Source organism: Pedobacter sp. AC212 (genome assembly GCF_979258625.1).
In genome coordinates this window covers 4209558-4221766 of sequence record NZ_OZ409870.1, presented here as the reverse complement: position 1 = coordinate 4221766, position 12209 = coordinate 4209558, and the positions used below count along the sequence as shown (strand labels likewise).

At 35.8% G+C, this 12209-nt stretch carries 9 protein-coding genes; 3 read left to right on the top strand and 6 right to left on the bottom strand.

The genetic code is table 11. The features are described from left to right. Positions 1-41 precede the first annotated feature (41 nt). The 3 genes from ACZZZC_RS17970 to ACZZZC_RS17960 all read left to right on the top strand — a co-directional run bounded on the left by ACZZZC_RS17970 (position 42) and on the right by ACZZZC_RS17960 (position 6661). Positions 42-5930 (top strand): alpha-2-macroglobulin family protein, encoded by a 5889-nt coding sequence (locus ACZZZC_RS17970; RefSeq protein WP_463487807.1) that lies wholly within the window; start codon positions 42-44, stop codon positions 5928-5930. Positions 5931-5999: 69 nt separating this feature from the next. Next, on the top strand, positions 6000-6206 hold the full coding sequence (locus ACZZZC_RS17965) for a hypothetical protein (protein WP_463483414.1): 207 nt from the start codon (positions 6000-6002) through the stop codon (positions 6204-6206). Beyond that, the gene (locus ACZZZC_RS17960; protein WP_463483413.1) at positions 6203-6661 is read left to right on the top strand and encodes a hypothetical protein; all 459 of its coding nucleotides are present in this window, start codon (positions 6203-6205) and stop codon (positions 6659-6661) included. The genes ACZZZC_RS17965 and ACZZZC_RS17960 overlap by 4 nt, the downstream gene beginning before the upstream one ends. A gap of 4 nt (positions 6662-6665) precedes the next feature. Here ACZZZC_RS17960 and ACZZZC_RS17955 read toward each other — a convergent pair whose 3' ends face one another. The 6 genes from ACZZZC_RS17955 to hisB form a co-directional block, all read right to left on the bottom strand. After that, positions 6666-7586: a WD40 repeat domain-containing protein gene (locus ACZZZC_RS17955; protein WP_463483412.1), complete on the bottom strand. Its 921-nt coding sequence runs from the start codon at positions 7584-7586 to the stop codon at positions 6666-6668. 69 nt (positions 7587-7655) lie between these two features. After that, complete coding sequence (hisIE, locus tag ACZZZC_RS17950; RefSeq protein WP_463483411.1) at positions 7656-8243, bottom strand: bifunctional phosphoribosyl-AMP cyclohydrolase/phosphoribosyl-ATP diphosphatase HisIE; 588 nt, start codon at positions 8241-8243, stop codon at positions 7656-7658. 149 nt (positions 8244-8392) lie between these two features. Next, positions 8393-9148, bottom strand: coding sequence for an imidazole glycerol phosphate synthase subunit HisF (gene hisF, locus ACZZZC_RS17945; protein WP_463483410.1), 756 nt, complete (start codon positions 9146-9148; stop codon positions 8393-8395). 311 nt (positions 9149-9459) lie between these two features. Then, complete coding sequence (hisA, locus tag ACZZZC_RS17940; RefSeq protein ID WP_463483409.1) at positions 9460-10209, bottom strand: 1-(5-phosphoribosyl)-5-[(5-phosphoribosylamino)methylideneamino]imidazole-4-carboxamide isomerase; 750 nt, start codon at positions 10207-10209, stop codon at positions 9460-9462. A gap of 48 nt (positions 10210-10257) precedes the next feature. Further along, positions 10258-10848, bottom strand: coding sequence for an imidazole glycerol phosphate synthase subunit HisH (hisH, locus tag ACZZZC_RS17935; RefSeq protein WP_463487806.1), 591 nt, complete (start codon positions 10846-10848; stop codon positions 10258-10260). 227 nt (positions 10849-11075) lie between these two features. Further along, the gene (gene hisB / locus ACZZZC_RS17930) at positions 11076-12209 is read right to left on the bottom strand and encodes a bifunctional histidinol-phosphatase/imidazoleglycerol-phosphate dehydratase HisB (protein ID WP_463483407.1); all 1134 of its coding nucleotides are present in this window, start codon (positions 12207-12209) and stop codon (positions 11076-11078) included.

Sequence of the window (12209 nt, the reverse complement as noted above, 5' to 3'; positions counted from 1 at the left end):
GTTTTTTATAAAGAATTTGAAATCAATTCTAAATCATTTTTATGAAGTTACTTTTTACGCTCATCAGTTTTCTAGTTTTCTTTACTCCGAGTTTCAGTCAAAACAAACTATCCAAAAGCAAGCAAGCCAGCTATGCTACCTTTGTTTATAAAATTAATGATGCTGAGGTAGTTAGTGTCTTAAGCAAGGAAAAAACAAACGATAGTTTTTACCATACCTTAATCAGTTCTGATTATGATAAAGACTATAAAAAAGCAGATTTACCTTATGGGAATTACTTGCTTGTAGATGCCAGCGGAGCCGCTATTAATTCGAGTTTGCATAGCGAAAACAATGTTTTACTCCAATTTATTAATAATGAAAAGGATTTTCAGTTTTACATAACAGACGTAAAAGGAAATCTAATTGCCAATGCTTTTGTAGAAATTGATGGTAAAAAACGAGCAGTTTACGATAGTAAAACGAAATTATACAGAAGTACACACAGCAAGGAAAAAGGTAAACCAAAGGAAGAAGGTATTATTAGGGTTGTACATGAAGGTATAAGTAATTTCTTTGAGTACGATGTTGATGATAGAAATTACTATAATGACGATAGGGAAGACTGGCCATTCTTTAAAAAAATAGCTTATTCGTTTCCAGTAAAATATTTTTGGCAACCGTTTAAAACTGTTTTTAAAAAGAAACGTGGCGTTGAGCCTTTATATGCAGGTTATATGGTGTTTAGCAAGCCTATGTACAAGCCGCTTGACACCGTAAAATTTAAAGCTTTTATTATTAATGCCAAAGGCGGAAATATCCAAAACAGGCCTGCAGAAGTAATTTTGCAGGTTGACGATGTAAAAAAAAACTTAGCTACAATAAACCCTTATAAAAGTGGAGGTTACGAATATAGTTTTGTGCTTGCTGATACTTTAAACTTAAAATTGGATAGGAATTATGGCATTAGTTTGGAAGAAAAATCTAAAAAGCCGAAGAAAGCATTCCGCATCAGCAATAATTTCCGTTATGAAGACTATGAACTTAAATCGCTTGATTTTGCGTTACGAACAGATAGAAATGAGCAAACAAAAGACAGTTTAATAACCGTTTATTTTAAAGCGACAGATGAAAATGAATTGGCCGTTCCTGATGGCAGGGTAGAACTTATATTAACCACTAGTTACGTCAATTATTATACGGATAAAAAGGTTTTTGTGCCCGATACACTTTGGCAAAAAAACATCACCTTAGATCCCGTTGGCGAAACTAAACTTGTTTTACCTGCTGATATTTTTCCGAGAGCTAACTTGAGTTTTAACTTAAATGCTAAGTTTTTAAACAGCAATAACGAAGTGAGGACGGCATCAAAATCTTTAACCTATAACGATTGGAAAAAAGCAGAAAAGTCTGTTAAAGCTGTTGAGATAAAATCTGAATTTAGGAAAGATAGTTTGGCAATTTCTTATGTGGTAAACAATAAAAGCGAAACACAGTCGGCTAAAATGATTAGTTATACTGAAGATGATGTGGTGATCAATTCTCAAAATATTACTTTGCCTTACATCACTAAAATTGATTATCGAGCCGAATACGTTGAAGTTGAAACCCCAAAAGATACGGCCACAATTGATATCACTAAATTAAATCCAGAATTGCAAATTAACGCCATGCAAAATAAAGATAGTTTGCGTGTGGTGGTTATAAATGAGCATAAAGTGCCTTTTTGGTATACCATTTTTGCAGATAACAAGGTTTTTTTAAGAGGATATACCAACAATTTGGATACACTGATCAAAAACGATAGTAAAAAAGCCAGCCATATTCGCATCAATTATTTTTGGGATGGCGATGAAGAGACCAGCGAGGTAAGTGCATTTTATAATCCTTACCAGTTGAACCTAAAACTGATTGCGCCAGACATGGTTTATCCTGGGCAAAAAGTGAATATGTTGGTTCAGGTTACAGATATTAACCATAAACCGGTTCCAGAAACGGATGTGACTGCACAAGCATTTACTGCAAAATTTACGGATGTTCCTGATGTGAGGTTGCCTTATTTGGGTAGAAAATACTTAGCGCACAAAACCAATAAAATTAAAATAGAGGCCGATGAAGCTAGCGGGAGCGTTAGCGCAAAGTTAGATCAGCTTACCTGGACAAAATGGAGCAAAAGTTTAGGGTTAGATACCATTGAGTATTTCAGGTTTATGCATCCCAAACCAATTTATAATGTAATTGAAACTACTAATGACACCACTACACAAGTTGCTCCTTTTGTGGTTTTAGATGGTGCAATTTTGCCTGCCAACATTGTTTATATCGATAATGTGCCTGTGTTTTTTAATCAGGCGCAACAATTGCAACGTTACTCTTTTGTGGTAAAACCTGGTTATCACAATTTTAAAATCCGCACTGCAGATAAATTAATAACTGTAAATAATTACAATATCACGGCAGGTAAAAAAACAATTTTTAGCATTTTGGCAGATACCACTAATAAATTGGTAACGGTAAGCAAACCAACTACGCTTACAGCACAAGAAAGCCAGGAACTGGATAATTACATGATTAAAGTTGCCAATAACTTTAACCTAAATAAAACAACCATTTCGGCAGTAACATCTGATACTCGTCTATTAATCAACCCAAATAACCGAACTGAAAAAGAACTTATAATTGGCCCGATAAGAGAAAATGTTTTAGAGTTTAACAATGAAAAATGGCATCAGAATTTCACAAAAGAAGCTGGTTATACCTACACTTTTGAGCCGGGCTTAATTAAACAGAAATCAAATACGACTAAATATGCATTTGATACTAAATTATATGGTGGTGCGAGTAGTGGAAATACCAATATTGCTAATGAATACGCCTTAAAGAAGAATGAAATTGATAAAATTTGGCTAGATTTTATGGATTTGCGAAGTAGAACCACACAACTTTTCTACAATGCAAGTTTAATCGGACAAAAAGATACAGGCAAGTTGAGGTACGATATTGATACCGCATTTACCAATCACATTCCCTACATCAAAAATTTAATCCTTTTTAAACCTGACCAAGCCAATTTTTTGCGTATTTATAAAGGGGAAATCAATACTGATGTTTTAGAAAGTGGTAGATACAAAATTCTGTTTTTATTAAAAGATAATAGTTATTTTATTACAGATGATATCAACGTGAAGCCATATGGTGCAAATTATTACAAATGGAACAATTTTAAGGTTGTACACCCTGATGATTTTAGCCAAAAATTGGATAGCACTATAAAATCGACACCAAAAATAGGACATTATAGTGGAGAGGGAGGCGCTGATCTTACTGAAAAAATCAAGTTATTTTTCAACTCCTATATCTTCGATAAAAATGAATTGAAAAACACGGTGAAAGGTAGAATTTTATCGAGCCTAACGAATAAACCAATAGCGGGTATTGTGGTGCAGGTTGTTGGTTTAGATGTAAAAACCATTAGCGATGCTAAAGGATATTTTAGTTTTAAAACACCAGAAAAAGGAGCTATAAAAATATCAACCACAAGATACTACGATAAAGTATTTGATATAGTAAATGGCTCAGTTGGAGATATTTTACTCGATACAATTGATAACAATTTAAGAGGGGTTGAAGTGGTTGGTTACGGAGCGGTTAGAAAACAAAATATGATGGCTAGTGCAACTATGTCTATAAGTTCTAATCAGCTCGATTATGCCTTGCAAGGTAAATCTGCTGGCGTTTTACTTGAGCAGGTTGTAATGGTAAGAGGTTCATCAACTTTATCTCCCAACAAAAAACCATTAATTATTTTAGATGGAGTGCCTTTTGACGGCGATATCAGTAGTTTAGATAAGGATTTGGTAAAAGATGTTACAATTTTAAAAGATGCAAGTGCCACAGCTATATATGGTTCGCAAGCAGCAAACGGGGTAATTATCGTCAAAAGTAAAAAGGGAAATTTAGCAACTAATCTCGCTGGAGAAGTGGTTTCGCAACAACAAACCATGCGTACAAATTTTAATGATGAGGGCTTTTGGCAACCTAAATTAATTACAGATGAAAATGGTGTGGCCAAGTTTACCGTGAAATTTCCAGATGATATTACCAAATGGAAAACACGTGTAATCGCGATGAATGGCAATAAACAAACGGGTTATACAGAAGGAAGTATTAAATCATTTAAATCTTTAAGTGCCAATTTTGTCTCGCCACTTTTTGCCGTTGTTGGCGATAGCATTAATGTTATTGGAAAATTGATGAATTACACACCGCTGGAAGAAACTGGCATTCGTAAATTTTTATACAACGGAAAGGAACTTCGAAATTCTACGGTTAACTTTAAAAATTCACTGATTGATACTTTGGGTATTACCGTAAATTCTAAAGACAGCTTAAATTTTGAATATACCTTGGCGCAGGAGAATGGCTACTTTGATGGCGAGCGCCGAAAAATTCCGGTATTTGAAGCTGGCGTAAAAGAAACCAAAGGCTATTTTTCAGCTTTGCTCAGAGATACCATTATCAATTATGCATTTGATAAAAATTTAGGTAAAATAACGCTTCGAGCGGAAGCATCAGTATTTCCAACTTTGTTAGATGAGATGACCAAACTGCGCAATTACGAGTATTTGTGTAATGAGCAATTGGCTTCTAAATTGAAATCGTTATTGTTAGAAAAACGAGTTCGCAAATACTTAGATCAAAAATTTACTCACGAAAAAGACATCACTTTCATCCTTAAAAAACTACAGCAAAATAGAAAACCGCAAGGAACTTGGGGCTGGTGGCAAGATAGCGAAGAGCAAATGTGGATTAGCTTGCATGTAGTTGAGGCGTTATTACAAGCTGAAAAGGATGGCTACACTGTCGATTTAAACAAAGCGTTATTGCAACGCTATTTAGTTGGTAAATTAACAGATGAACCAACTTATAACGATATCCAGGTAATTAAACTTTTGCACTTGCTGGATGGCAAAAATTACATTAAAGATTGGGTGTTGGCATTTGAGGAGAAAGAAAAAAAACGTGATGCAGGTTTGTCTCCAACGCTTTTAGCTGCGAAACAGAGAGAAACAAAAGCATCTACTTTTGAGGTATTAGAGATGATGGAATTGAGGCAGATGGCAGGTTTGAAAATAGATTTAAGTGTGTTAACCAAGTTTAAAAAACAAACCATGTTTGGTAGTATTTATTGGGGAGAAGAAAGCATCCGTTTTTGGGATAATAGCATTCAAAATACTTTATTGGCTTATCGGATTTTAAAAAATGCAGGCGGTTACGAAAATGAATTGGAAAAAATAGCGCTTTACTTTTTAGAGCAACGTAAAGATGGTCAATGGCGAAATACTTATGAAGCTTCTATGATTTTGGAAACGATTTTGCCTGCTTTCCTTAAAACAAACGAGAAGAAAGAACCTGTTTCAATTAGGGTTAACGAACAAGTAATTGCCCAATTTCCCTTCGATAAAGTAATCGAAAATCCTACTGATTTAAAAGTGGAAAAGAAAGGTAATTCTGCAGTGTATTTTACGGCTTATCAGCAATTTCAAAATGTTAATCCGAAAAAAGTTGAAAAGGATTTTGTAGTTCGTAGCACGCTCTTACAAAAAGGAAATGCAGTAAGCAATTTAAAGGCTGGAGAAATAACTACCTTAAAGGTAGAAGTTGAGGTAAAAGCAGATGCCGATTATGTGATGATTGAAATTCCTATTCCGGCGGGTTGCAGTTACGAAAATAAAGTTCAGAATTTTTGGGGGATAGAAACGCATCGTGAATATTTCAAAAACAAAACTTCAATTTTCTGCACCAAACTTAAACAAGGTAAATATACTTTTACCATAGATTTAATGCCAAGATATTCTGGTTCTTATGTGTTAAATCCAGCAAAAGCAGAGATGATGTATTTTCCAGTTTTTTACGGAAGAGAAGGGCTGAAGAAGGTGGAGATAAATTAGGGAGCATTGCGGTTGCAAATTATTTAACACGATTTTTCTTTATATTTGTTAAGCAAGAAATTTAATAATATGGAACCAAAAGTGAGAAAAATGGCAATGGTAGTGAATAAATTTAATATGCACGAACATGACCAATCTTTTGAAGATCTAAACTATTGGCTTACCAAAACACCAGTAGAAAGAGTTAGTGCCGTTACTTATTTAATCCAGCAAGCGTTAAAGCCTGGTCAGCGAATGGATAAAACTAAGTTTAAAAAAATTGTATTAAAAAAATGATACTTTCAGATGATTTTGAAGATTTCCTAAAATTGCTAACCCAGTATAATGTACAATATTTAGTAGTTGGTGGGTATGCGATGGCTTTTCATGGTAAGCCAAGGTTTACTGGTGATTTAGATGTTTGGATAAATATATCGGAAGATAATTCCCTAAAAATGGTCTCTGTAATAAATGATTTTGGGTTTGCTTCTTTAGGATTTACGCATGAAGATTTTTCTAAACCAAATTTAATAAATCAAATAGGTTATCCACCATTAAGAATAGATATTTTAACAAGTATTGATGGAGTAGAATTTGAGGAGGCCTATTCGGAAAAATTAGAAATACAATTAGACGAAGGCACAAGCGTTTATTATATTGGTCTTGATGAACTAATCAAGAATAAAAAATCAAGTGGTAGAAAGATCGATATTGCTGATGTTTCTGATCTTGAGAAAAAACGAAAAAGTTAGAAACCTAACCTTCCATTTCCCAAACCATCACTTTTCTGTCATCTCCCGTAGAAATTAGATACTTTCCATCCTTACTCCAAATGATCTTATTGATGGAATGGGTATGACCAAATTCTCCTTTTTCCAAACTTAAAATTTTGTAAAGCTTAAAGTTTTCAGCATCCCAAAGTTTAATGCTTTTATCCTGACTGCTCGTTGCAAAATAGGGTAGGGTTGGATGAAAGACAATGTTGTAAATCGTAAACATGTGCGCTGGAATAGTTTGTACCAATTCGTAATTAGTGCCATAGGCATCCCTTTGGGAGCAATTCCATATTTTTAGTTGCGCATCTCTGCTTCCTGAAATTAAGTATTTTCCAGTAGGATGATAAGCTAAAGAGGTAACGGGTAATGAATGACCTTCCAAAGCTTGTTTTAAACTGTAGTCCGCCAAATTGTAAATTCTTATTAGGTGGTCTTTACAGCCAAAGGCGATTTCAGTTTCATCAGGAGAAATAGCAATGCACCTAACTGTATCGTAAGCGACGTGAAACCGATAAATTTCCGAATAATCATTTAGCGACCAAACTGCAACCGAACCATCTTCACCTGTAGTTAATAATTCGTTTTTGCTTTTGGCTATTTGGATATCAAAAATTGGTTTTAAATGCGCATTTACTCTCTTGATGATTTCCTGTTTAGTTAAATCATAAACACTAAATGCCCCACTTCTTTCGCCAATGAATAACAAATTATTATAGCTAAGCAAACTGTAAACCGAACTTTGTACAGGCGTTTTTACCTTTACGAAAGCCATGCTATCTAACGACCATTCTACAACTCCTTTGTCATTTCCAGCACTATAGAAAATACCATTCTCATCAGCATTTGCTAAAGCATAAACCGGATTTTGATGGCCAGGAAAAGTGTGTAGGTGTTTGAGCATTTTATTCGTATTGCGTAATGAGTATTGCGAATTGCGATTGTCTCACATCTCAATACTCACATCTCACATCTATTTATGTCTACTTTCTAATTTCTTAGCAATATCTTTAATCGATAAACCTTTTTCCTTCAATAAAAAAGTCAGGTGGAAAAGTAAGTCAGCTGCTTCGCCAATCAAATCCTCTTCAGTTTCTGCCAATGCCGCGATAACAGTTTCTACACCTTCCTCGCCAACCTTTTGCGCTATTTTGTTCAAGCCTTTGCTGCGCATTTTATTGATGTATGAGCCTTCAACAGGGTTTTCATATCTATCATTGATAATATTCTCCAACTCGAAAATGAAGTTCTGATTGTAATCTGTTTTAAAGCAGCTTCTACTGCCTGTATGGCAAGTTGGACCAACCGGATTGGCCTTGATTAATATTGTATCATTATCGCAATCGATGTGAATAGATTTTACGAAAAGAAAATTGCCACTTTCTTCGCCCTTGGTCCACAAGCGGTTTTTAGAGCGAGAATAGAAAGTTACCTTACCTTCAGCTTGTGTTTTTTCAAATGCTTCGGCATTCATGTAACCCAACATTAGCACTTCTAATGTTTGCTCATCTTGTATCACTACTGGAACTAAGCCGTCGCTTTTATTAAAATCTATATTCATTGTGTTTTCTAGTTCCGTCATTGCGAGGTACGAAGCAATCCTCTTTTGTCATTCCGACGATAGGAGGAATCTCAGGATTTGTATTATCTCCATCGAGATTCTTCGTTGCACTCAGAATGACAAAAACTTCGCAATGACGAGTTAATTTTTTATATCCTAACAGGAATTCCGTTCCTCTTTAATTCTTGTTTCAAATCTGGGATTAAAATCTCCCCATAATGAAATACTGATGCAGCTAAAGCAGCATCAACTCCAGCTTTTTGGAAAACTTCTGTAAAATGTTCCGTTTTTCCTGCTCCGCCAGATGCAATGATTGGAATGTTAATCATCTGGTTTATCTTGCTTAACAAGTTGCAGTCAAACCCAGCTTTTGTACCGTCATGGTCCATTGAGGTTAAAAGAATTTCTCCGGCACCCAAATCTTCAGCTCTTTTAATCCAGGCTTCAGTTTCTAGTTCGGTTATCAATCTTCCTCCATTTAAATGAACAATGTTTTTGCCATCAATATGTTTGGTATCAACTGCTAAAACTACAAATTGAACCCCGAAAGTTTTGGCTAAATCTTCTATTAACTGTGGGTCTTTTACTGCTGCAGAGTTAATACTGATTTTATCAGCGCCAGCATTTAATAAAGCTTCTGCATCGGCAATTTCAGTAATTCCGCCGCCAATTGTAAAAGGAATGTTCAATTGTCTGGCAACCGATTTCACCATCTCAATCATCGTTTTACGACGTTCATGAGTGGCAGTGATATCTAAAAACACCAACTCGTCAGCACCTTGCTGCGCATATTGAGCCGCAAGTTCTACCGGGTCACCAGCGTCGCGTAAATCAACAAAGTTGACACCTTTAACTGTGCGACCGTCTTTTACATCAAGACAAGGGATTATTCTTTTTGAAAGCATTGTTTTATATTTTCGTCATTGCGAGGTACGAAGCAATCTTAAAGCACCTAGCTATCGTTGTAAGATTGCTTCGTGCCTCGCAATGATGAGTTTGTTAAATTTTATCTTTTCTTCTAGATGCAATTGTTACTAAAACTAAGGCAATTATAAAAGTCGGTATACAGAGAAGGAAGCACCAGAGTCCACTAACTCCCATAAACTTTGTATAATTACCTACATAGGTAAACATGTGCATTCCCCATAGAAACATTACGAAGCTAATAGGTATTAATATTAACCCAATTATTAACAGCTTCTTTGAGTTCATTCACTTATATACTACTCAACATCTTCAAATTCCAATCTTTGATCTGCTCAATGGTAATTCTATCCTCGTAAATCGCCTTTCCAACCACTACACTTCTAATAGGATATTTCGCTAATTCATGGATATCTTCCATCGAACTTACACCGCCAGATGCGATTAATTTAATCATTGGCGAATGATCAAGCAATTTTTTATATAAATCTACTGCTGCTCCACCTAATTTCCCGTCTTTGCTAATGTCTGTACATAAAAAACGGAAGAAGCCTAAAGCCAAACATTTATCAACATAATCCATTAATTTAATTGGCGAGCTTTCCATCCAACCAGAATATTTAATTACTTCGTCCAAAACATCAATGGCGATCACAATACGGTTTGCATAGTTGTCTTTTTTGGCAAAAGCTTCGCTCAATTCCTGCAAGAAATCAGGATTGGTAATCGCTTGCGTACCTACAATCACACGGTGAATTCCTGCATCGAGCAAATTAGTTACCTGCTCAATTGTACGGATTCCACCGCCGTACTGGACTTTCATTTCGGTTTTTTTAATGATTTCGAAAAGTGATTTCTGGTTGCTGAAATCGCCTTTTGCACCATTCAAATCAATGATATGGATAAAATCAGTTCCATTCGAACGATATTTTTCTATCATATCGGCAATAGAAACATCATACTCGGTTTTCTGATTGTAATCGCCTTCTCGCAGGCGGACTACTTTTCCGTCCAAAATATCAATTGCAGGAATTATATACATTTTTTTTTAGTTAAAAGTTGAAAGTGAAAAGTTATCTAAAGCCATTCCTCAACTTAAGTTTGAAAAATTTTTTAATATCTGTTCGCCAGCTTTTCCCGATTTCTCCGGGTGGAACTGAACGCCGTAAAAGTTATCTTTTTGTACTGCTGCCGAAAATTTTAGTCCATAGTTGGCAGAGGCGATGTCAAAAGTAGGGTTATATTCAATAAAGTACGAATGAACAAAGTAAAATTGTGCATTATCTTCAACACCCTCAAACAATGAATTGTTTTTATGCTCAACATCGTTCCAGCCCATATGTGGAATCTTGATTTGCAATGCCTTATCAAACTTTTTAGTCTTCACCGGTACAATATCCAATAGTTCAGCATCTCCTTCTTCCGAATGTTCGGTAATGAGTTGCATGCCTACACAAATGCCAAGTACAGGTTTTTTTAAGGCTTTGATGGCACCAACTAAACCGGTTTGTTCCAGTTTTTTCATTGCTGCACCCGCATGGCCAACTCCAGGGATGATAATGTGACTGTATTTGTCTAAATCAGTCTCCGTATTTACCATTCCGTAAGTGATGTTTTGCCTTTCTAAAGCTGCGGTTAAAGAAAAAATATTCCCCGCTCCGTAGTTCACTATTCCAATCATAATTAGTATCAAGTATTTAGTATCGAGTATCAAGACAAGACACTTTTTTATAAAATTTGAAAACGAATGTCAGTATTTCATTGGTGCCGTAGTCCTGTGCCAAAGGCACTCCTTTGGAGCTATTCGTTTCTCCCGATGAAAAATCGAGATACGTGTTCGCTGCTATCAGGGTTATAATTTGAAGTTTGTGCATTAACCTTCAACCTTCCAACTTTCAGCCCTCTACCTTACAAAACTCCCTTTGTACTTGGCAACACCATCTTTTCTGCATCACGTTTAACCGCCATTTTAATTGCTTTTGCAAACGCTTTAAATATAGCTTCAATTTTGTGATGTTCGTTTTCGCCCTCTGCTTTTATGTTTAAATTACATTTCGCAGCATCGCTAAAAGATTTGAAGAAGTGGTAAAACATCTCCGTCGGCATATCGCCAACTTTTTCACGTTTGAATTCAGCATCCCAAACAATCCAGTCGCGGCCACCAAAATCAATGGCAACCTGGGCCAAGCAATCATCCATCGGGAGGCAGAAACCATAGCGCTCGATGCCCAATTTATTGCCTAATCCTTGAGCAAAAGCTTCACCAAGTGCTATTCCTGTATCTTCAATGGTGTGGTGTTCATCAATGTGTAAATCGCCCTTGGCAATAACCTCCAAATCAACACTACCATGCCGGGCTATTTGATCCAGCATGTGATCGAAAAAGTTTAAACCTGTTTCAATTTTAGCTTTCCCAGTGCCATCCAAATCCAAATTAATGGTAATATCGGTTTCGTTGGTTTTGCGAACGTGGTTAATTTTTCTGCTTCCTGCTTTTAAAAGATTGTAAATATCCTCCCATTTTTGCGTTTCCAGGATGATGATGTCAAGCAAGGTTTCATGTTTATCTAAAGCTTCTGTAGACCCGAGTGCATCATTCTGGCGTAGAAAAATAGCTTTCGCTCCTAAATTTTTGGCCAGTACCACATCATTCAACCTATCACCAATTACGTATGAGTGTTGCAAATCGTAATCGCCATTTAAATACTTAGTAAGTAAAGCCGTACCGGGTTTGCGGGTAGGGGCATTATCCTTTGCAAAAGTTCTATCAATAATAATTTCGCTAAAATTTACTCCTTCTCCTGCAAAAGTATCCAGCATGAAATTATGGATTGGCCAAAAATTTTCTTCTGGATTTGATGGTGTTCCCAATCCATCCTGATTCGTTACCATCACCAATTCATAATCCATCTCTGCTGCAATTTTGGATAGGTAGTACAACGACCGTGGATAAAATTTCAGCTTCGCAAAATTATCTACCTGCTCATCTTCCGGTTCAATATTTAAGGTTCCGTCGCGATCTATAAATAATACTTTCTTCAT

Bases quoted from the DNA above. Each gene is read 5' to 3' on its own strand.
- ACZZZC_RS17970 (WP_463487807.1), top strand. From the start codon at position 42: ATGAAGTTACTTTTTACGCTCATCAGTTTTCTAGTTTTCTTTACTCCG.
- ACZZZC_RS17965 (WP_463483414.1), top strand. From the start codon at position 6,000: ATGGAACCAAAAGTGAGAAAAATGGCAATGGTAGTGAATAAATTTAAT.
- ACZZZC_RS17960 (WP_463483413.1), top strand. From the start codon at position 6,203: ATGATACTTTCAGATGATTTTGAAGATTTCCTAAAATTGCTAACCCAG.
- ACZZZC_RS17955 (WP_463483412.1), bottom strand. From the start codon at position 7,586: ATGCTCAAACACCTACACACTTTTCCTGGCCATCAAAATCCGGTTTAT.
- hisIE (WP_463483411.1), bottom strand. From the start codon at position 8,243: ATGAATATAGATTTTAATAAAAGCGACGGCTTAGTTCCAGTAGTGATA.
- hisF (WP_463483410.1), bottom strand. From the start codon at position 9,148: ATGCTTTCAAAAAGAATAATCCCTTGTCTTGATGTAAAAGACGGTCGC.
- hisA (WP_463483409.1), bottom strand. From the start codon at position 10,209: ATGTATATAATTCCTGCAATTGATATTTTGGACGGAAAAGTAGTCCGC.
- hisH (WP_463487806.1), bottom strand. From the start codon at position 10,848: ATGATTGGAATAGTGAACTACGGAGCGGGGAATATTTTTTCTTTAACC.
- hisB (WP_463483407.1), bottom strand. From the start codon at position 12,209: ATGAAGAAAGTATTATTTATAGATCGCGACGGAACCTTAAATATTGAA.